At 73.5% G+C, this 20,182-nt stretch carries 21 protein-coding genes; 7 read left to right on the top strand and 14 right to left on the bottom strand.

The features are described 5' to 3' along the window. Positions 1–58: 58 nt before the first annotated feature. Positions 59–1,525: an alpha/beta fold hydrolase gene (locus tag WIS52_RS30335; RefSeq protein ID WP_349301853.1), complete on the top strand. Its 1,467-nt coding sequence runs from the start codon at positions 59–61 to the stop codon at positions 1,523–1,525. Positions 1,526–1,528: 3 nt separating this feature from the next. Here WIS52_RS30335 and WIS52_RS30330 read toward each other — a convergent pair whose 3' ends face one another. From WIS52_RS30330 to WIS52_RS30300, 7 genes are all read right to left on the bottom strand, one after another. Continuing rightward, complete coding sequence (locus WIS52_RS30330) at positions 1,529–2,209, bottom strand: uracil-DNA glycosylase (protein WP_349301891.1); 681 nt, start codon at positions 2,207–2,209, stop codon at positions 1,529–1,531. Beyond that, on the bottom strand, positions 2,206–2,730 hold the full coding sequence (locus WIS52_RS30325; protein ID WP_349301852.1) for a gamma carbonic anhydrase family protein: 525 nt from the start codon (positions 2,728–2,730) through the stop codon (positions 2,206–2,208). The genes WIS52_RS30330 and WIS52_RS30325 overlap by 4 nt, the downstream gene beginning before the upstream one ends. A gap of 20 nt (positions 2,731–2,750) precedes the next feature. After that, positions 2,751–3,767 carry a LysR family transcriptional regulator gene (locus tag WIS52_RS30320; protein WP_349301851.1) on the bottom strand — a complete coding sequence of 339 codons (1,017 nt, stop codon included), beginning with the start codon at positions 3,765–3,767 and terminating at the stop codon, positions 2,751–2,753. Position 3,768: 1 nt separating this feature from the next. Next, positions 3,769–5,049: a TRAP transporter large permease gene (locus WIS52_RS30315; protein WP_349301850.1), complete on the bottom strand. Its 1,281-nt coding sequence runs from the start codon at positions 5,047–5,049 to the stop codon at positions 3,769–3,771. After that, positions 5,046–5,594, bottom strand: a complete 549-nt coding sequence (locus tag WIS52_RS30310) for a TRAP transporter small permease (RefSeq protein WP_349301849.1) — start codon at positions 5,592–5,594, stop codon at positions 5,046–5,048. The genes WIS52_RS30315 and WIS52_RS30310 overlap by 4 nt, the downstream gene beginning before the upstream one ends. Next, a complete protein-coding gene (dctP, locus tag WIS52_RS30305) occupies positions 5,591–6,601 on the bottom strand; it encodes a TRAP transporter substrate-binding protein DctP (RefSeq protein WP_349301848.1) in 1,011 nt (336 codons plus the stop codon). Before dctP ends, WIS52_RS30310 begins: the two co-directional genes overlap by 4 nt. An 82-nt stretch (positions 6,602–6,683) precedes the next feature. Beyond that, on the bottom strand, positions 6,684–7,586 hold the full coding sequence (locus WIS52_RS30300; protein ID WP_349301847.1) for a dihydrodipicolinate synthase family protein: 903 nt from the start codon (positions 7,584–7,586) through the stop codon (positions 6,684–6,686). A gap of 257 nt (positions 7,587–7,843) precedes the next feature. Here WIS52_RS30300 and mbhE (WIS52_RS30295) point away from each other — a divergent pair, with 257 nt between their 5' ends. The 6 genes from mbhE (WIS52_RS30295) to WIS52_RS30270 are packed head-to-tail and all read left to right on the top strand — an operon-like array spanning position 7,844 to position 13,547. Next, positions 7,844–10,636 carry a hydrogen gas-evolving membrane-bound hydrogenase subunit E gene (gene mbhE, locus WIS52_RS30295; protein ID WP_349301846.1) on the top strand — a complete coding sequence of 931 codons (2,793 nt, stop codon included), beginning with the start codon at positions 7,844–7,846 and terminating at the stop codon, positions 10,634–10,636. Further along, positions 10,633–11,037 carry a sodium:proton antiporter gene (locus WIS52_RS30290; protein ID WP_349301845.1) on the top strand — a complete coding sequence of 135 codons (405 nt, stop codon included), beginning with the start codon at positions 10,633–10,635 and terminating at the stop codon, positions 11,035–11,037. Before mbhE (WIS52_RS30295) ends, WIS52_RS30290 begins: the two co-directional genes overlap by 4 nt. Continuing rightward, a complete protein-coding gene (locus WIS52_RS30285; RefSeq protein WP_349301844.1) occupies positions 11,034–12,545 on the top strand; it encodes a proton-conducting transporter transmembrane domain-containing protein in 1,512 nt (503 codons plus the stop codon). The genes WIS52_RS30290 and WIS52_RS30285 overlap by 4 nt, the downstream gene beginning before the upstream one ends. Beyond that, on the top strand, positions 12,542–12,919 hold the full coding sequence (locus WIS52_RS30280) for a Na+/H+ antiporter subunit E (protein ID WP_349301843.1): 378 nt from the start codon (positions 12,542–12,544) through the stop codon (positions 12,917–12,919). The genes WIS52_RS30285 and WIS52_RS30280 overlap by 4 nt, the downstream gene beginning before the upstream one ends. Further along, entirely contained in the window at positions 12,916–13,179 is a 264-nt protein-coding gene (locus WIS52_RS30275) for a monovalent cation/H+ antiporter complex subunit F (protein WP_349301842.1), read from the top strand. The genes WIS52_RS30280 and WIS52_RS30275 overlap by 4 nt, the downstream gene beginning before the upstream one ends. After that, the gene (locus WIS52_RS30270) at positions 13,176–13,547 is read left to right on the top strand and encodes a cation:proton antiporter (protein WP_349301841.1); all 372 of its coding nucleotides are present in this window, start codon (positions 13,176–13,178) and stop codon (positions 13,545–13,547) included. Before WIS52_RS30275 ends, WIS52_RS30270 begins: the two co-directional genes overlap by 4 nt. Here WIS52_RS30270 and mnhG read toward each other — a convergent pair. Genes mnhG through mbhE (WIS52_RS30235) form a run of 7 tightly spaced genes read right to left on the bottom strand, consistent with a single transcriptional unit; the run spans position 13,451 to position 20,119 of the window. Next, positions 13,451–13,897: a monovalent cation/H(+) antiporter subunit G gene (gene mnhG, locus WIS52_RS30265; RefSeq protein WP_349301840.1), complete on the bottom strand. Its 447-nt coding sequence runs from the start codon at positions 13,895–13,897 to the stop codon at positions 13,451–13,453. The two genes, WIS52_RS30270 and mnhG, sit on opposite strands and share 97 nt — an antisense overlap. Beyond that, positions 13,894–14,160 carry a monovalent cation/H+ antiporter complex subunit F gene (locus tag WIS52_RS30260; RefSeq protein WP_349301839.1) on the bottom strand — a complete coding sequence of 89 codons (267 nt, stop codon included), beginning with the start codon at positions 14,158–14,160 and terminating at the stop codon, positions 13,894–13,896. The genes mnhG and WIS52_RS30260 overlap by 4 nt, the downstream gene beginning before the upstream one ends. Continuing rightward, on the bottom strand, positions 14,157–14,828 hold the full coding sequence (locus tag WIS52_RS30255) for a Na+/H+ antiporter subunit E (RefSeq protein WP_349301838.1): 672 nt from the start codon (positions 14,826–14,828) through the stop codon (positions 14,157–14,159). Before WIS52_RS30255 ends, WIS52_RS30260 begins: the two co-directional genes overlap by 4 nt. Before the next feature lie 17 nt (positions 14,829–14,845). Then, positions 14,846–16,564, bottom strand: coding sequence for a Na+/H+ antiporter subunit D (locus WIS52_RS30250; RefSeq protein ID WP_349301837.1), 1,719 nt, complete (start codon positions 16,562–16,564; stop codon positions 14,846–14,848). Beyond that, positions 16,561–17,013, bottom strand: coding sequence for a Na(+)/H(+) antiporter subunit C (locus WIS52_RS30245; protein ID WP_349301836.1), 453 nt, complete (start codon positions 17,011–17,013; stop codon positions 16,561–16,563). Before WIS52_RS30245 ends, WIS52_RS30250 begins: the two co-directional genes overlap by 4 nt. Next, positions 17,010–17,750, bottom strand: coding sequence for an MnhB domain-containing protein (locus WIS52_RS30240; protein WP_349301835.1), 741 nt, complete (start codon positions 17,748–17,750; stop codon positions 17,010–17,012). The genes WIS52_RS30245 and WIS52_RS30240 overlap by 4 nt, the downstream gene beginning before the upstream one ends. Next, on the bottom strand, positions 17,747–20,119 hold the full coding sequence (mbhE, locus tag WIS52_RS30235; protein ID WP_349301834.1) for a hydrogen gas-evolving membrane-bound hydrogenase subunit E: 2,373 nt from the start codon (positions 20,117–20,119) through the stop codon (positions 17,747–17,749). Before mbhE (WIS52_RS30235) ends, WIS52_RS30240 begins: the two co-directional genes overlap by 4 nt. Positions 20,120–20,182: the final 63 nt, after the last annotated feature.

The following is a 20,182-nucleotide window of genomic DNA, read 5'->3' as shown; positions in this document are numbered from 1 at the left end:
GGGGCCCGCGGCGGCAGGCTGCGCCCGACCGACCTCCGGCGAGCGAGACGAGGACCCCATGCCCCCCACACCGCTGCTCGGTGCCCTGCTGGCCGCCGCGGCCGGCGTCGGACTCGCCGCGGTACCCGCGCCGACGGCCGCACCGGCCCCGCCGACGGCGATCTCCTGGGCCCCGTGCCGGGACGTCGTCGAGGACTGGGACGCCGGCGACGCGCGCACCGGGTGCGGGACGGTCACCGTGCCGGTGTCCTACGACGCCCCGGACGGCCGCACCCTCGACCTGATGGTCAGCCGGCGCCCGGCCACCTCCCCGGAGCGGCGCCGCGGAGTGATCGTCACCAACCCGGGCGGCCCGGGTCACCCCGGGCTCTCGATGCCGGCGACGCTGGCCGGGTCGGCCGTCGGCGACCTCGCGACCGACCACGACCTGATCGGGTTCGACCCGCGCGGCGTCCACACCAGCGAGGGCAAGGAGTGCGACCTGCGGGCGGGCGGGGACCTCGACCCGGCGCCGGTGTCCGAACAGGACTTCCGCCGGAGTCACGCCGAGTTCGCCCACCGGAACGCGACCTGCGCCGGCGCCGACCCGGAGTTCGTCGCCGGCCTGTCCACGAACACCGTCGCCCGGGACGTGGACGCGATCCGGCAGGCCCTCGGCGAGGAGCGGATCAGCTTCTACGGCGTCTCCTGGGGCACCGCGCTCGGGGCGGTGTACCGCAGCCTGTTCGACGACCACGTCGACCGGATGCTGCTCGACTCGGTGATCACGCCGGACTTCTCGCTGCGCGAGATGAACGACGCCGTGCCCCGGGCCGCCGACGCGAACCTCGACCGCTTCACCGGCTGGGTCGCCGGCGGCGGGCACGACGGGCTCGGCGACACCGCGGCGGAGGTCTCGGCGACGGTGCACGCGCTGGTCCGGGAGCTCGACGCGACACCACTGGTCGTCACCACACCCGACGGCGAGCAGGTCGAGATCGACGGCGGGGACCTGCGGATGATGCTCGGTCACCCGCAGCGGGACTGGCCGGAGATCGCCGGGAGCGTGCGGGCGCTGCGCGACGGGGAGCTGCCGCCGCTGCTCGACCCCGCGCACGGCACGCCGGGCCTGGGCCTGCGCGACGACCCCCGCGGCTCACGGTTCATGCAGGTCTCGGTGTTCTGCAACGACCAGGGCCCCGACCCGGACGCCGGCACGCTGTGGCACGAGCACCAGCAGCGCCGGGCCGCGTCGCCGCTGTTCGGCTGGGCGGCCGGTTACGAGAACTGGTGCGCCGGCTGGCCGTTGCCCGCGCAGCCCTGGCACGAGCTCACCCACGGCGACAGTGCCCTGCAGCTGGCCGGGCACCGGCACGAGCCGGTCACCCCGTACGAGTGGGCCGGGCAGATGCAGCGCCGGATCGGCGGGTCGCTCCTCACCGTGGAGGACGACGGCCACGGCACGCTGAGCCGCATCCCCGACTGCGGCGCCCGGGCGATCGAGTTCTTCCGGCACGGCCGCACCGACGACGGCACCTGCGGCTGACCCTCAGGGCAGCTTCCAGTCGACGGGTTCCCCGCCGATCTCCTCCAGCAGGTCGTTGGCCCGGCTGAACGGCCGGGACCCGAAGAACCCGCGGTCGGCCGACATCGGGCTCGGGTGCGCCGACTCGACGGTGGGCACGTCCTCCAGCAGCGGCACCAGGTTCCGGGCGTCGCGGCCCCAGAGGATCGCCACCATCGGCTCGGCGTCCCGGTCCACCAGCGCCCGGATCGCCTGCTCGGTGATCTCCTCCCAGCCCTTGTTCCGGTGCGAGCCCGGCTCACCCGGCGCGACCGTCAGGCACCGGTTGAGCAGCAGCACGCCCTGCTCGGTCCACGGGGTGAGGTCACCGGAGGACGGGGCGGGGTGCCCGAGGTCCTCGGCGTACTCGCGGAAGATGTTCTGCAGCGAGCGCGGCAGCGGCCGGGTCTCCGGCGCGACCGAGAACGACAGCCCGACGGCGTGCCCCGGCGTCGGGTACGGGTCCTGCCCGACGATCAGCACCTTGACGGCGTCGAACGGCTGCTGGAACGCGCGCAGCACGTTCGCCCCGGCGGGCAGGTAGCGCCGGCCGGCGGCGATCTCGGTGCGCAGGAACTCGCCCATCCCGGTGACCGCCTCGGCGACCGGCTCCAGGGCCTGGGCCCAGCCGGCCTCGACGACCTCGTGCAACGGCTTGGCCATCAGCCCTCCAGCTTCCGCAGCTGCGCGCGGAACCGGCGTCCGCGGTCGACATAGGACTCCACCGAGTGCCGCCAGCGGTCGGCGGGCACCTCGTAGGACTCCCGGACCCGGGCCGGGACGCCGAGCGCCATCCGGTAGGCGGGGATGTCGGCGTCCGGCGAGACGACCGCGCCGGCGGCGACGATCGCGCCCTCCCCGATCCGGGAGCCGTTCAGCACCACCGAGCCGGACGAGATCAGGGCGCGGTTCCCGATCGTCGCGGCCTCGATGTGCGCGTTGTGCCCGACCGTCACCTCGTCGCCGATGATCGTCGGCGCGCGCAGGGTGGTGTGCACGATCGTGCCGTCCTGCACGCTGGTCCGGGCGCCGATCTCGATCCGGCCGTCGTCGCCGCGCAGCACCGCGGTCGGCCAGACGGTCGACTCCGGGCCGATCGTCACGTTGCCGATCACGACGGCGTCCGGATGGACGTAGGCGGTCGGATGGATGTCCGGTTCGGCGTCACCGAGCGCGTACACAGGCACACCCGCAGGGTACGAAGCGATCAGACGGCCGGCGCCGCGGGGCCCATCGGCCGGAGCGAGCGGGTGCCGGGCGGAGCCGGGGCCGCCCGGACGATCTCCATCATCCGGCGCTCGGCGGCGGAGTGGTAACGCTGCCGGTGCCAGCACAGCGCGACGTCGCGGTGCACCTCGCGCTGCAGCACCGGCCGGACCACGACGCCGCCGGTGTCGCTGGTCGCCAGCGCCAGCCCGTTCACGACACCGACCCCCAGCCCGGCGACCACCATCGCCACGACGGCCTGCGGGTGCTGGGTGTAGAGCACCCGGGAGCGGTCCACCCCGGCCCGTTCCAGCACGACGTCGGTGTCCAGCGACTCCGCCGCCATCGCGCTGCGCCGCCGGGGGTTGCCGACCGAGATCACCCGGTCACCGAGCAGCCGGGCCACCGCGTCGTCGTCGCCGGCCGGGTCCCGCTCGCCCGCCGCCGGGTGGTCGGCGGGCAGCACCAGCTGCATCTCCTCGCGCCACAGCGACTCCTCGGCCAGGTCGCGGTGCAGCCGCTCGGGCTGCACCGGCCGGACGGCCAGCCCCACCTCGCCCTCCAGCAGCACCTCCTCCAGCTCCCGCACCCCGGCCTCGTGCAGGACGACCTGCACCTTGGGGTACCGGCCGGTGAACTCGGCCAGCACGCCGGGCACGAACCCGATGCTGGCGCTGGCGTAGCTGCCGATCCGGACCTCGCCCTGCTCGACGTCGATCAGCGCGCGCACGTGCTCGGTGCCGGACTCCAGATGGCCGAGCGCTGCCCGGACGTGCTCGGCGAACGCCTCTCCGGTGTCGGTCAGCGCGGTCGGCCGGGTCCGCCGGTCGAACAGCGGCGCCCCCAGCGCCCGCTCCAGCTCGGACACGTGCGTGCTCACCCGGGACTGCGACCGGTGCAGGGCCTGCGCCGCGCGGCCGAACCCCTCGAACTCCACCACCGCCAGGAAGCTGATCAGCGAGTCGAGCGTCATGTTCCGCGCGCTCCACCAGGTCTGCGCGCCGCTCCCGCCGGTCACCTCAGAATCCCAGCAGGCCCGGCAGCCCGGTGCTGAGCACCGGGACGTAGGTCACCAGGGCGAGCGCGCCGAGCAGCGGCGCCGCGAACAGCGCGACCCCGCGAACGACCTCGTTGAACCCGGACCCGGTCACCGCGTCCAGCACGAACAGCACCAGCCCCATCGGGGGCGTCAGCAGCCCGAGCATCAGGTTGAACACCACGACGACGCCCAGGTGCAGCGGGTGGATGCCGAACGCCTCCGCGGCCGGCAGGAGCACCGGCACCAGGATGAGGATCAGCGCGCCGGTCTCCATCACCGCGCCGAACAGCAGCAGGAGCAGGTTCACCACCAGCAGGAAGACCCAGGCCTGGTCGATCGCACCGACCAGGTACTGCGCCAGCAGGTCCGGAGCGCGCTCCAGCGACAGGATCCACGCGAACAGGGTGGCGGACGCGATGATCACCATGACGCCGGCGGTGGTGTCCGCCGTGGACCGCAGGGTGTCGCGCAGCGCCGACCAGGAGAACGACCGGTAGGCCACGCCGAGCAGCAGCATGTAGGCCGCCGCGGCGGCGGCCGCCTCGGTCGGGGTGAAGACGCCGCCGAGGATGCCGCCCAGCAGGATCAGCGGGGTGATCAGCGCCGGCGCGGCGGTGAGCACCCGGCGCGCGGCCACCCGCGGCGCCGGCCGGGGCGAGCGCAGGTGTTCCCAGGACCGCGACATCCACCAGACGGTGACCAGCAGGACGACGGTGATCAGCAGTGCCGGGAGCACGCCGGCGATGAGCATGCCGCCCATCGAGACGCCCGCGGTCAGCGCGAACAGCACCGCGGGGATGCTCGGCGGCATGATCGGGCCGATCATCGACGCCGCACCGGTCAGCCCGAGGGTGTAGCGCCGGCCGTAGCCCTCCCGGACCATGACCGGCACCTGCATCTTCCCGGCGCCCGCGATGTCGGCGAGCGCGGAGCCGTTCATCCAGGAGAACCCGAGCGACACCAGCACGTTGGTGTAGCCGTAGCTGCCCCGCACGTGCCCGATCACCGCCTGCACGCCGCTGAACATCCGGTCGGTCACCCCGGCGGCGTTCGCCAGGTTGCCCATCAGGATGAACAGCGGGATGGCGAGCAGGACGAAACTGTCGATCCCGCCGGTGACCTGCTGCAACGCGATCGAGAACGAGACGTTGCCGGTGAGCAGGATGTAGCCCACCGACGGCAGCAGCAGCGCGAACGCCACCGGAAGCCGGAGCACGAACAGCCCGACGAACAGCCCGAGGACCAGCAGCGCGACGGTCACGCCGCCACCTCCTCGGCGGCCTCGGCCGCGCTGGGCAGCACCGGGATCCCGCCGGTGAGCAGGACGCGCAGGTCGCGGACCGCGCCGACCACGCAGTGCAGGGCGACCAGGGCGAGGCCGACGGTCAGCGCGCCGTAGACCCAGCTCATCGGCAGCCCACCGGCGGCGGTGGTCTGGCGGGAGACCCGTTCGAGGTAGTCGATGCTGGCGTACACCAGCAACCCGGCCAGCCCGGCGATCACCAGATCCGCGACGGCGATCGTCCAGGCCAGCACGCGCGGCGGCAGGAACCGGTCGAACGTCGCCACGGTGAGGTGCCGTCGCCGGCCGGCCAGGTGGGCCGCGCCGACGAACGTCAGCCAGATCAGCGTGTAGCGCGCGGTCTCCTCGGTCCACACCGGTGGCCGCGCCAGGACGTAGCGGGTGACGACCTGGGTGCCGACCAGCACGACGAGCGCGACGAGGAACGCCGTCGCGACCCAGGCCTCCACCGTCATCAGCCGCTCGTCCCAGCGCCGCCGGGCCGGCCGGGTCGGGCTGCTCACGACGACGCCGTCTCCCGGACGCGCTGGTAGAGGCCCTCGCCCCACTGCGCCTCGAACTGGCCCGGCACCTCGGCCTCGGCCTTCGCCCGGAAGGCGTCGCGGTCGATCTCGTCGGCGGTCACGATCGTGCCGAACGCGCCGGAGCCCTCCCACTCGGCGAGCAGCTCCTGCTCCTCGGTCTCGACGCACTCGCGCACGGCGGCACCGGCGGTCTCCAGCTCGGCGCCGAAGGCCTCCTGCTGCGCCGGGCTCAGCGACTCCCAGGCGTCGGGCGACACCATCAGCACGGTGGCCTGCACCAGGTGACCGGTGAGGTTCAGCGTGCTCTGGGCCTCGTAGAAGCGTCCGGACTGGATCGTCGGGATCGGGTTCTCCTGGCCGTCGACGACGCCCTGCTGCAACGCCAGGTACAGCTCGGCGAACGCGACCGGGACCGGCTCGCTGCCCAGCGCGCGGGCGTTCGCCAGGCTGACCGGGGTGTCGATGGCGCGGATCTTCTGCCCGGCGAGATCGGCCGGGGAGCGGGCCTCCACGTTGGCCGTGAGGTGCCGGGTGCCGTAGAGCCACAGGTCGACGGCGCGGATCCCGCTGTCCTCGGTCAGCCCCTGCCGGAGCTCCTCGCCGACCGGGCCGGCCCACACCTGCTCCATGTGGTCCCAGTCGTCGACCGCGTACGCGGCGTCCAGCACGCCCCAGGGGGCGTGCCAGTTCGCGACCGCGCCGGGGCCGGCGATGCTCATGTCCAGGTCGCCGAACTCGGTGGACTGCACGAGCTCCTGCTCGCCGCCGAGCTGCGCGCCGGGGAAGATCTGCAGGTCGATGCCGTCGTCGGCGAGTGCCTGGGCGAGCGGCTCGGCACCGCACCGGTGGAACGGGTGGTCGACCTCGTACAGGTGGCCGAACCGCATGGAGACGGTGCCGTCTCCGGCGGGGCCGGAGCCGCAGGCGGTGAGGGTGATGGCGAGCGCGGCGGAGAGCGCGACGGACGCCAGTGTCCGGTGCCTCATCGGGGGACCTCTCTGGGGGGAGCTCTCGGGGAGCGGGACGGAGCGGGTCGGAGCGGGACGGGAGCGGGTCGGGACGAGTGGCTCAGGCGGCGACGGCGAGCAGGCCGGCGCCGGAGACGGCGGCACGCAGCCGCTCGGTCTGCTCGGGGGTCGGCGGGTCGCAGGGGCGCCGCGGGACGCCGACCACACGGCCCTGCAGGCGCAGGCACTCCTTGATCAGCGCGGGCATGTTGGCGCCCTCGACCGACCGCCACAGCGGCAGCATCACCCGGTGCAGCTCGCGGGCGGTCGCGTGGTCCTCGGCCCGGACCGCCTCCCACAGCCGGACGACCAGGCCCGGGGCGAGCGAGGACGTCCCGGACACCGAGCCGTGCGCGCCGAGCGTGAACGACGGGTAGAGCAGGTCGTCCACCGCGGAGAGCACCCGGGTCGGGGCGCCGTCGAGGGCGGCCAGCAGGTCGGCGACCTTGTGCAGGTCCCCGCCGCTCTGCTTGACGGCGACGACCGCCGGCACGTCGGTGACCATCCGCACCAGGGTCGGGACGTCGACCATCGCCCACGGCACGACGTTGTAGATGATGACCGGCTTGCCGGTCTCCTCCGTGACGGCGCGGTAGTGCCCGATGATCTCGTCCTGGCCCGGCTGGAACAGGTAGTGCACCGGCGTCACCTGCAGCCCGTCGACGCCCACGTCGGCCAGCGCCCGGCCGTACTCGACGCACGCGCGGGTGGAGTTCTGGATGATCCCGGCCATCACCGGGACGCGGCCGCCGACGTGCTCGACGACCGTGCGGGCCACCTCGGTGCTGTCGGTCACCGACAGCGTCTGCCCCTCACCGGTCGTCCCGGTCACGCAGATGCCGTGCACCCCGGCGGAGAGCTGGTGGTCGACCTCGCGGCGCAGCGCCTCGGTGTCGACGGTCTCGTCGTCGTGGAAGGGGGTCACGATCGGCGGGATGATCCCGGTGAAGTCCACAGTGGCCATGAGTGCGCGGGTTCCTCTCGACTACGGCCGGGAACCTCCGTGTCCACCGGCGCCGGCCGGTTCAGCCTGTCGGGCGGGGCACGTTCCGTGAAGCGCATGATTCCGATCATGACCATCCGCGGGGGAGATGGCTGCGGCGATCCGGTGACACAAAACGAGCCGGACCGCAATGCCCCCTTCGTCCGGTTTTCCGCAGCCGCGCCGCGGGTACAGGGCCGCGTGCCGACGCCCCCGTCCCACCCCGAGGATCTCCCGCGGTGATCTCCCTGATCGTCCTCGGCGGCGCCGCCGCGCTCGCGCTGCTCGGCCCGCTGCTGGCCCGCTTCATGGGCCGCAACGCCGGATACCCGATCGCGGCCGGGCTCGCCGCGCTCGCCGTGCTGGCCAACACCTCCGCCGGCCGGATCGTCGACGGCGACGTGCTCACCGCCTCCTACGCCTGGATGCCCTCGCTGGGGATCTCGTTCGGGCTGCGGATGGACGGGCTGAGCCTGCTGTTCGTGACGATCGTGCTCGGCGTCGGCGCGCTGGTGCTGGCCTACTGCCCGAGCTACCTCGACGACCACTACCCGGTCGCGACCGTCTACGGGCTGCTCACCGGGTTCGCCGCCGCGATGATCGGCCTGGTCACCGCGAACGACCTGGTGCTGCTCTACGTGTTCTGGGAGCTCACCACCGTCCTGTCGTTCCTGCTGATCAACACGGCGGGGCCGAAGGCGGCCGCACCGGCCGGGCGGGCGCTGATCGTGACCGCGATGGGCGGGTTCGCGCTGCTCGGCGCCGTGGTGATGATCGGCGTCGCGGCCGGGACCACCGACCTCGGCGTGATCACCGCCGACCCCGCGCTGGTGCTGTCCAGCCCGCTGGCGGTGCCGGCGGCGGCGCTGCTGATCCTGGCCGCGGCGACCAAGTCCGCGCAGCTGCCGTTCACGTTCTGGCTGCCCGGCGCGATGGTCGCGATGACCCCGATCTCGGCCTACCTGCACGCCGCGACGATGGTGAAGGCCGGCATCTACCTGCTGATGCGGTTCTCCCCGGTCTACGTGCCGACGACGGCGTGGTCGACCGTGCTGGTGCCGCTCGGCCTGCTCACCGCCGTGGTCGGGGCCGTGCTGGCGCTGCGCGAGCACGATCTCAAGGCGATCCTCGCGCACTCCACGGTCAGCCAGCTGGGCCTGATCACCGCCGCGATCGGCGTCGGGACCTCCTACGCCCTGTCCGCGGCGGTGCTGCACACCTTCGCGCACGCACTGTTCAAGGCCACCCTGTTCATGCTCGTCGGGATCATCGACAAGGAGGCGGGCAGCCGCGACGTCCGCGAGCTCGGCGGGTTGCGGCAGGTCATGCCGGTGACCGCGACCCTCACCGGGATCGCCGCGCTGTCCATGGCCGGGATCCCGCCACTGATCGGGTTCGTGTCGAAGGAGACGCTGTTCGAGGGCTTCCTGGAGGCCGACTTCGCGCCCGGCGCCGGCCCGGTCGCCGCGACGGCCGCGGTGATCGCCTCGGTGCTGACCTTCGCCTACAGCGCGCGGATCGTCTACGGCGCGTTCTTCGGGACGCTGTCCCAGCCGGACCTCTACGAGCCGCGGTACGCGTTCCTCGCCCCGGCCGCGGTCGCCGCGCTGCTCGGGGTGCTGCTCGGCCCGCTCGTCTCCGTGCTGAACCCGCTGACCGATCGGGCCACCACCGATCTCGACCCGGGCGCCGAGCCCGTCACCTTCGAGCTCTGGCCCGGGATCACCCCCGCGCTGTTCCTGTCCTTGGTCACCGTGGCCGCCGGGTACGCGCTGTTCCACTGGCGGGACCGGGTCGACGCGCTCCTGGGCCGGCTGTGGGTGCCCGACGGCGCGGCGGTGTTCGACCGGATCCGGGCCCGGGTTCTCGATCTCGGCGCGCTCGTCGGGCGGCCGGACACCGACCCGGCCCCGGCCGCGGTGCTGGTCCGGCCGGTGCTGCTGCTGCCGGTGCTCGCCGTCGCCGCCGGCGTCCTGCTGCCGGCGGTACCGGCCTACCCCGGCCCCGTCGTGCGCGGGCTGGACTGGGTGGTGCTCGGGCTGGTCCTGGCGGTGGTGCTGGGCGCGGCGCTCACCCGCTCGCCGGTCGCCGCGCTGGCCACCACCGGCTTCGCCGGGCTGACGACGGCGCTGTGGCTGCTGCTCGCCGGCGCCCCGGACGTCGCGCTCACCCTGCTGCTGGTCGAGATCCTCACGACGGTCGTCGCGGTGCTCGTGCTGCGCGGCCGCGGGGTGCGGCTGCACCGGCCCACCCGGTGGCGCCGGATCCCGGCCGCGGTCACCGCGCTGGCCGCGGGGCTGTCCCTCGGCGCCGGCACGCTGGCGCTGACCGGACGGCGGGAACCGTCGGCGGTCGGGAACTACCTCCTGGACACGGCCGAGCCCGCGGTCGGCGGCACGAACGTGGTCAACACGATCCTGGTGGACTTCCGCGGGATGGACACCTTCGGCGAGGCCGTCGTCGTCGGGGCCGCGGCGCTGGGGCTGCTGGTGCTGATCCGGCGGACCGAGGCCGGCGCCGACGCCCGGCCGCGGGTGGCCCGCGACGGCCCCGCGGACACCGTCGTGATGCGGGTGGGCAGCCTGGTGCTGGCCCCGCTGATGGGCGCGCTGTCGCTGTTCCTGCTCTGGCGCGGGCACGACGAGCCCGGCGGCGGTTTCATCGCGTCGCTGGTCGCCGGGGTCGCGGTGCTGTTCCTGCGGCTGGCGCACCGCGGCGATTCGTGGCCGCTGCGGCTGCGGCCCGAGCCGCTGGTCGGGGCCGGGCTGCTGCTCAGCCTGCTGACCGGGCTCGCGGTCATGCCGCTGGGCCTGCCCTTCCTGACACCGGTGTACCTGCCCGGCGAGGTGCTGCTGTCGTCGTTCGTGTTCGACCTGGGGATCTTCTCGATGGTGGTGGGACTGATGGTGGCCGCGGTCGACCGGCTCGGTGGAGGGACCCGGGCCGGGTCCTCACTCGGCCCGGTGCACCACCGTGACGTCCGCGAGGACCAGGCCGACCGGCACGGCGCGCGGCCGGAGGTGGGCCGGTGACCGCCGCGCTCGTCGTCACCGTGCTGGTCTCCGGCGGGGTGTACCTGATCCTGCAGCGCGAGCTGCTGCGCGTGGTGCTCGGGTTCATCCTGCTCGGCCACGGCGTCAACGTCGTGATCATCTCCGCGGGCGGGATGGCGAACCGGGAGCCCGCGCTGCTCGGGCAGCAGGACCGGGCGGCGATGGCCGACCCGCTCCCGCAGGCGTTCGTGCTGACCGCGATCGTGATCGCCTTCGCGATCACCGTGTACCTGCTGTCCCTGCTCAAGGCCGGTGACGCGGACGACGACGGCCGCCGCGCCGAGCCGGACGGCTCCGGAGACGGGGACGGCGGCCCGGACACGGCCGGCGACACCGGAACCGCGGACGGATCCGCCGGGGCGAACGGGGGCGACCGATGACCGGGCTCGAGGCGCTGCTGATCGCGCCGATCGCCGTCCCGCTCGCCGCGAGCGGCGCGCTGATCCTGTTCGGGATCCGCATGACGGCGGCCGCCCGCCGGGCCGTCGCGTTCAGCACGGTCGTCGCCGGCACCGCCGTCGCCGCGGTACTGCTCGCCGCCACCTCCGACGGCCAGGTGATCGTCCAGCGGCTCGGCGGCTGGCCGGACGGCATCGCCGTCCCGCTGGTCGCGGACGCGTTCGGCACGGTGATGCTCCTGGTCACCGGGGTGCTGGGCATCGCCTGCCTGGCCTACGCCGCGCTGAACGACGCCGACGGCGACCGCGCCTTCCTGCCGCAGTCACTGCTGCTGCTGGCGGGGGTGAACGGCGCCTACCTCACCGGGGACCTGTTCAACCTGTTCGTGTTCATCGAGGTCATGCTGGTCCCGAGCTACGTGCTCATCGCGACCGGCCGCGGCCCCGACCGGATCGCCGCGTCCCGGCTCTACCTCACCGTGAACCTGCTCGCCTCCACGGTGTTCCTCGCCGGGCTCGGGCTGGTGTACGGCGTGGCCGGCACCGTGCAGCTGGGCGACCTCGCCGGTGCCGCCGCCGACGACCCGGCCCTCGCCGCGGCGACCGCGGTGATCCTGCTGGCGCTGTCGGTGAAGGCCGCCCTGGTGCCGGTGCACAACTGGCTCCCGCGCGCCTACGGCGCGGCACCGGCGGCGGTGACCGTGCTGTTCTCCGGCCTGCTCACCAAGGTCGGCGTCTACGCGCTGTTCCGGATCTACGCCGTGGTCTACGACGGCGACCCGCGCTTCCTGCCGATCATCCTCGTGGCCGCGCTGCTGACCATGGTGATCGGTGTCCTGGGCGCGGTCGGGGCCGGCGGGATGCGCACCATCCTCACCTTCCACATGGTCAGCCAGATCGGCTACATCGTCCTCGGCCTGGCGATCTTCACCCCGCTCGGGCTGGCCGCGGCGATCTTCTTCATGGTGCAGTACGTGCTGGTCAAGGCCGCGCTGCTGATGGTGGCGGGCGCGGTCGAGCAACATGCCGGCACCGGCGAGCTCGCGCGGCTCGGCGGGCTCGCCGCCCACTCCCCGGCGGCCGCGGTCGCGTTCGCGGTGTCGGCGCTGTCGCTGGCGGGCATCCCGCCGCTGTCCGGGTTCGTCGGCAAGCTCGTGCTCGTCGTCGGCGCGGTGGACGCCGGGCGGATCGTCGCCGCACTCGTCGCGATCGGGGTCAGCGTGGTCACCCTGCTGTCGATGCTCAAGATCTGGAACGGCGTGTTCTGGGGCGACCGGGCCCCCGATCCCGGGGAGGCCGGCGGGTCCGCCGGGTCGACCGGCACCGTGGTGTCGCTGCGGGTCCCCGCCCGCGCGGTCGCGCCGGCGCTGGCGCTGGGCGGGCTGAGCCTGCTGCTCGGCCTCGCCGCGGAACCGCTGCTGAGCCTGTGCCTGGTCGCCGCGGACGGGCTCGTCGACGCCACGACCTACGCCGGGGCGGTGGGCGGATGAGGCCCCGCAACCGGATCACCGCCGGGCTGAGCTTCCTGGGCTGGTTCTCGGCCGAGTTCGTCCGGGCCAACGCCGTGGTGCTGCGCGAGGTGCTCACCCCGGGGCACTCGGTCGAGCCGGCGATCGTGCTGGTCTCGCTGCGCTCGCGCAGCCGGATCGAGATCGCCTCGCTGATGAGCCTGCTCAGTCTCACCCCCGGCACGCTGGCGCTGAACCTCACCACCGGGTCGCGGTCCCCGGAACTGACCGTGCACGGCATGCACGCCGCGGACCCGGAGACGCTCCGGGCGAGCGTGCGGGAGTTGGAGGACCGGTTGCTGGCCTGCCTGCGCACCCCGGCCGACGAGCACCAGGACGAGGAGGAGACCCCGTGATCGGCATCCTGCTGCTCGACGCCGGGCTGGTCCTGCTCGCGGCGAGCCTGCTCGTCGCGCTGTACCGGGTCCTGGCCGGACCGACCGAGGCCGACCGCGGCCTGGCCGTCGACTACGGGTTCGTGGTCGTCGTCGCGTTCGTCGTGCTGCTCGCGCTGCGGCTGGACTCGGCGGCGATGCTGGACCTGGTCGTCGTCGCCACCCTGGTCGGGTTCCTGGCCACCGTGGCGTTCGCCCGGCTGATCTGGGCGAACGCGTGACCGGCGGGCTCGTGCAGAACACCCTCGGCGGGATCATCGCCGGCGCCGGGGTGCTGCTGATCGTCGCCGGCGCGGTGGGGCTGCTGCGGCTGCCCGACGTCTACAACCGCACCAACGCCGTCACCAAGGCGGCCGGGCTCGGGATCGTCGCGCTGCTCGTCGGGGCCGCCGTGCTCGTGCCGGAACCCGGGGTGCTGATGGTCCTGGGCGTCGCGATCGCCCTGCAGCTGTTCACCATCCCGATCGCGAGCTTCGCGATCGGGCACGCCGCCTATCGGTCGGAGGCCCCGTCGACCCCGTCGACGTTGCGGGAGGACTCCGGAGAGCCCCCGTCGGTCGACACCCCGGGCCGTTCCGACGCGGACTGAGCCGGGACGGCGCGGGCGTCCGCGGCCATCCGGTCGGCCAGGTCGTCGACGACGAGCGAGTCCCGGTCGATGGCCCCGCTGCGGTAGGCCGAGCGGCCGACCACCTGCGAGATCACCGGCGCGGTCAGCACCTGGAACAGCACGACCAGCAGCAGCGTCGAGGAGTTCTCGAACTCCAGCTGCACGGCCACACCGAGCAGGATCAGCAGCAGGCCCAGGGTCTGCGGCTTCGTGGTGGCCTGCAGCCGCGCCGGCAGGTCCGGCAGCCGGACCAGGCCGAGGGCGCCGAGCAGGCAGGACAGCCCGCCGACCAGCATCAGGACGGCGGAGACGATGTCGGCCACGCTCACCGGTGTCGCTCCCATTGTTCGACCAGCCGGGCCGCCGTCGCCGAGCCGACCAGGGCGATCAGCGCGACGGCGGCCAGCAGCGGGATGTTCGTGCCGTCGGTGTAGATCGCGGCGTAGACGGCGGCGGCCGCCACGATCAGCACGACGAAGACGTCGAGGGCCGCGATCCGGTCCAGCGTGGTCGGCCCCTTCATGAGCCGCCACAGGACCATCGCCGAACCCGTCACCAGCATGGCCAGGACGACTGCGTAGACGACGCTCACCGGGTTCCCTCCCCCGCCACGCGCCCCGGGTCCCGGCCCGTGGCGACCTCCTCGACGGCGACCCGGCAGCGCCGGACGTCCTCCTCGCTGCCGATCGCGTCGATCACCCGCATCTGCAGGTTCATCATGTCCCGCCGGACCCGCTCCACCGCACCGTCGCGGTGCAGCCCGAGCGCGTAGACGTACCAGCGACGACGCTGCCGGTCGACCTGCAACGTGAAGCTGCCCGGGGACAGCGCGCAGGTGGCGATGATCGTCGTGACGGTGCGGTCCGAGCCGGTGCACAGCGGCAGCCCGACGATCCCCGCGGTCGCGCGCCGGCCGTGCAGCAGGGTCACCAGGCTCACCCGGATCCCGGACACGACCAGGTCGGCCGCGAGGAACCCGGCCAGCCGCAGCAGCTTCACCGGCCGCACCGGCAGCCGCTCCGGCAGCAGCGGCAGCGGGAAGAGCGCCGTCACCGCGAGCCCCATCAGCAGGCCGCCGATGATCGCCATCGGGGTGAGGCTGCCCCACAGCAGCACCCACACCACGGCGAGCGTGACGACCTGCGGGATCCGGCGCCGCCAGCTCCCGATCCGGCCGCCGCCGCCCATCGGCTCGGTGGTCGTCTCCGGGCGCGCGGGTGGGACACCGGCGGGCGTGTGGTCCTCGGCGCTGCGGCTCACGTCCCTGCGCTCCTCGCTCACGGCGTCACCTCCGCGGTCCCGTGCGCCTGCTCGGCCATCGCGGTGCCCTCGCCGCCGTCCGGCACTGCGGTGCCCTCGCCGCCGTCCGGCACTGCGGGGCCCTCGCCGCCGTCCGGCGCTGCGGGGCCCTCGCCGTCCGGTGCGCCGGGAGCGTCCGCCGTCGTCACGGGCGCACCGGTGCCGACCCCGGGATCGAGCACGGCGACCACGTATCCCTCGCGGGTGTCCAGGTCCTCCCCGGCACGGGCGGTCACACTCGACAGCGGCCCGGCGAACACCGCGATCACGGTGCTCACCCCGATCAGCGACGCGGCACCGACGTACATCCCGCGCGCGCTGCGCGCGGTCCCGACCACGAGCTCGTCGTTCGGGTCGTTGTCGGCGATCGGCTCCTTCGGCGTCCCCCAGAACACCCGGACCCAGACGCGGGCGATCGCGTAGAGGGTCAGCAGGCTGGCCAGCACCACGAACCCGGCGACGATCTCGGTCGACAGCCCGGCTCCGGCACCGGCCTGCAGCAGGGCGAGCTTCGCGACGAACCCGGACGTCGGCGGGAGCCCGGCGAGCGTGATCGCCGGGATGGCGAACAGCACCGCGAGCCACGGTGAGGTGCGGGCCAGCCCGCCCATCTGGCTGATCGACGTGGTCCCGGTACGCCGGGTGATCAGACCGCTGACCAGGAACAACGTCGCCTGCACCGTGATGTGGTGCACCACGTACAGCGCCGTTCCCGCGATCCCCTCCGGGGTGTAGATCGCGAGCCCGAACACCATGAAGCCGATGTGGCTGACGAGCAGGAACGACAGCAACCGGTTCAGGTCGTCCTGCGCGACGGCGCCGAGCGCGCCGACCACCATCGTGATCGCCGCGATCACCAGCAGCAGCATCGACGGATGGTCCTGCGGGAAGATCAGGGTCTGGGTGCGCAGCAGGGCGTAGATGCCGACCTTGGTCAGCAGGCCGGCGAACAGCGCGGTCACCGGCGCGGGGGCGTTGGGGTAGCTGTCCGGCAGCCAGAAGTGCAGCGGCACGATCGCCGCCTTGATCCCGAACACCACCACCAGCAGCAGCGCCAGCACCGAACGCAGGCCGTCCGGCAGCTGCTCGATCCGGCCGGACAGCTCGGCCAGGTTGACCGTCCCGGTCGCGGCGTAGACGAGCCCGATCGCCGTCAGGAACAGCAGCGACGACATCAGCGACACGATCACGTAGGTCATCCCGGACCGGACCCGGGACACCGAGGTCCGCCGCGTGATCAGCACGTAGCTGGACGCCAGCATGATCTCGAACGCGACGAACATGGTGAACAGGTCACCGGTCAGGTAGGCCAGCGAGACACCGGTGGAGAGCAGCAGGAAGATCGGGTGGAAGGTCGTGCTCGCGGTGTCCCGGCCGTAGTCGGAGATCCGCTGGTCGATGGCGTAGACCAGCACCGCGAGGGTCACCAGCGTCGAGATCAGCAGCAGCAGCGCCGACATCCGGTCGGCGACCAGCGCGATACCGGTCGGCGGGGTCCAGCCGCCGAGTTCGGCCACGACCGGGCCGTACCGGTCCGCGGCCACCAGCAGGATGCCGGCGACCACGCTGACGATCGCCAGCGTCACCACGCCGACCGCGCGCTGCAGCGACGCCCGGCGGCTGACGATCACGCTCAGCGCGGCCGCCAGCATCGGGAGCAGCACCGGCAGCGCGACGAGTGCCTGGAGCAGGGTCACTTGCGGCCCTCCTCGAGCTCGTGCGAGTCGGCGGTGTCCTCGGGACCGCGCTCGGTCTCCTCGGCGGTGCCCTCCTCCATCGCACCGGCCGGTGCCTGGCGGGCCGCGATCCGGCGGTCCTCCACGTCGTCCTGTACCTCGTCGTGTCCGCTCAGCACCCAGGAGCGGTAGCCCAGGGCGAGCAGGTAGGTGGTCAGCGCGAAGGTGATCACGATGGCGGTCAGGGCCAGCGCCTGCGGCAGCGGGTCCGTCATCTCGGCGGTCCCCACCAGGCCCACGATCGGGGCCCGGCCGGGCGGTCCGCCCGCCAGCTGCAGGAGCAGGTTCGCGCCGTGCCCGAGCACGACGATCCCGATCAGGATGCGCATCAGGGAACGCTGCATGAGCAGGTAGAAGCCGACGGAGTACAGCACGGCCAGTACCAGCGCCATGCTCAGGTTGATCGTCACGTCCACGGGTCGCCCCCGCTCCGGTGCGCACGGGCACCGTCGGTCGTCCCGGCAGCGGCCGGGTCCTCGGCGAGGGTGCCGTCCGCGCGGCCCGCCGCGGTGCCGTCCGCGCGGCCCGCCGCGGTCATCTCGCCGGCCTCGCGCGCGTCCCGGGCGATCCCCGATCCGAGCGAGCGCAGCAGGTCCAAGACCACGCCGATGATCAGCAGGTAGACGCCCACGTCGAGCAACAGGCTGGAGACGATGTCGATGTACCCGAACGACCCGAAGGTCAGCGTGATCTTCCCGCTCTCCAGCACGGCCCCGCCGAACAGCACCGGGACCAGACCGGTGACGACCGCGATGCTCAGCCCCGTGCCCACGATCACCGGTGGCCGGATCCGGAACTTCGACCCCAGGTTGTCGTCGCCCCCGGCGATGTGCCGCAGCACGAACGCCAGTCCCGCGACCAGCCCGCCGGAGAACCCGCCGCCCGGGCCGTAGTGGCCCTCGAACAGCAGGTACACCGAGAAGACCAGGACGGTCGGGAACAGCAGCCGGGCCGCCGCCTCCAGTACCAGCGTCCGCTCGCGGGTGTCCTCGCACCTGCCGGGCAGCATGAACCGCCCGCTGGGCTGGTCCCACCGGGCCCACGACGTGTCCGCGACCTGCGTCGCCGCGGCGCCGTCGGCTCCCGCCGACGCTCCACGCGCCGCGGACTCCGGTTCCGCCGGAGCTCCTCTGGACCCGGTCGTCATCCCAGGACCTCCTTCTCGTGCTGCGGCGAACCGGATCCACTGGCGGTGACCCGTCCGTCGCGCTTGCGGTCGTAGCGCGTGGCCAGCACCAGGCTGGCGGCGCCCGCCGCGCAGATCAGCAGGATCGTGATCTCCCCGATCGTGTCCAGTGCCCGGAAGTCGACCAGGATCGCGCTGATCAGGTTGGTCGCGCCCGCCTCCGGCGCGTTCGCGACGAAGGACTCGGTCGTCGCGGCCGGCTCCGTCCGGGCCCCGGAGAGCACCACGGCCATCCCGGCCACGAGCAGCCCGCCGACCGAGGCCAGCACGGCCTTCGGCAGGCGTACGCGGCGCTCGGAGTCCGGTTCGTCGAAGTGTGCCGGGAGCCGGCGGAGCACGAAGACGAACACGACCACCGTCAGCGTCTCGACCAGGAACTGCGCGAGCGCCAGGTCCGGCCCGCCGTCGATGATGAACAGACCGCCGATACCGTAACCGACCGCTCCGACCAGCACGACCGCCGTGAACCGGCGGCGGGCCCGGGTCAACGCGATCGCCGCGATGATCACCATCAGACCGACCGGCACCTGCATGATCGAGTGCCAGAGGCTCTGCGACGCGGGGAGCTCGCCGGCCAGCAGCAGCACGGTCCCCGGCAGCGCGATCAGGGTCATCAGGATGAAGGCGAGGTAGGCCGGGAGGGAACCGATCTGCAGCCGGCCGGTGACGGCGATCGCGAACCGCTCGAGCCCGGTCACCACGGTCTCGTACCCGCGCTGCGCGGACACCCCCGGCACGCTGGCGTGCCCGGTCAGGCCGGATCCGTAGCGGTGCAGCAGCAGACCGCCGACGACGGCGATCGCGGAGAACAGCAGCGCGATCCCGAAGCCGTGCCACAGCGCCAGCTCGTACTGCGCGGCGTAGCCGTCGCCGACCGCGGGGAACGGTGCCGCGTACGCCCCGGCGAGCGCCTGCACCAGCGGCGCCGAGAAGCCGGCGGCCAGGCCGGTCAGCGCGCACACCCAGGCCGGGCCGGACAGCCCCAGCGACACCGGGGCGCCGCCGGTCGGCACGAGGCCCTTGGTGGAGAACGCGCCCCAGAGGAACCGGGCGGTGTAGCCGACGGTCAGCAGCGACCCGGCGAGCAGGCCGATCGCGACGACCCAGCCGCGCGCGCCGCCCTCGAGGACGAACGCGTCGTAGGCGGCCTCCTTGCCGACGAAGCCGAGCAGCGGCGGGAGGCCCGCCATGGACATCCCGGCCAGCCCGGCGACGAGCGCCAGGTCGCGCCGGCGCCGCCCGAGCCCGCACAGCTCGCGCAGGTCACGGGTGCCGCAGGACTTGTCGATCGCGCCGACGACCATGAACAGCGGGGCCTTGAACAGCCCGTGCGCGAGCAGCATCGCGATGCCGGCCAGCGCGGCCACCCGCGAGCCCGCGCCGAACAGCACCATCAGGAAACCGAGCTGGCTGACGGTGCCGAAGGCCAGCAGCCGCTTGAGGTCGGTCTGGCGCATCGCGCGCCAGCCACCCAGCAGCATCGTCGCCAGGCCGAGCACCATCACCGGCACCCACCACACCGCGTACGCCGAGAACGCAGGCGACAGCCGCGCGACGAGCACCACGCCGGCCTTCACCATCGACGCGGCGTGCAGGTACGCGCTGATCGGTGTCGGCGCGGCCATCGCGTAGGGCAGCCACGGGTGGAACGGCAGCTGCGCGGACTTGGTCAGCGCGCCGAGCAGGATCAGCACCAGCGCGACGCCCAGGGCGACCGGCTGGTCGACGGCGAGCGTGCCGGCCCGCGCCGCCTCGGTGATCTCCGGGATGCGGTAGGTGCCCGCCAGCTGGCCCAGCAGCACGATGCCCAGCAGCATCGCGAGCCCGCCGAACACCGTGACCACCAGTGCCTGCACCGCGGCCCGGCGGTTCTCCCGGTACTGGCCGCCCTGGCCGACGAGCAGGAACGACGTCAGCGACGTCAGCTCCCAGAAGACGTAGAGCGTGAGCAGGTCGTCGGCCAGGACGAGGCCGAGCATCATCCCGGCGAAGGTCACCAGCAGCGCCGCGGACCGGGCGGCGTCGGTGGAGCGGGGGCCGAAGTACCAGGCCGCGTAGATCAGGATCAGGGCGCCGACCCCGGACACCAGGACGATCATCGCGAGGGCGAGCGCGTCCAGCCGCAGGCTCAGCGAGAGTCCCAGCTCGGGCGCCCAGGCGAGCTCGTCGGTCACGCCGGCGCCGAGTGCCTCCGGCGCCTGGGTCATCGCCCAGACGAGAGTCACCGCCAGCAGTACCGCTCCGGCGGCGAAGGCCAGCCGTCTGTTGTACCGGGCGACTGCGGGCAGGCACAGCGCCAGGACGAGATGGGCGGCCACGAGGGCGAGCACCGGCACCTCCTGGGGGTCAGGGTCGGTCGGTCGAACGGGCGGGGTCGCGGCCGGAACCGGGGA

The sequence above is a fragment of the Pseudonocardia nematodicida genome (assembly GCF_040105385.1).
In the GTDB taxonomy this organism is placed as follows: Bacteria; Actinomycetota; Actinomycetes; order Mycobacteriales; family Pseudonocardiaceae; genus Pseudonocardia; species Pseudonocardia nematodicida.
Note: the sequence above shows the minus strand (reverse complement) of the source record. Positions and strands in the feature narration are given on the sequence as shown.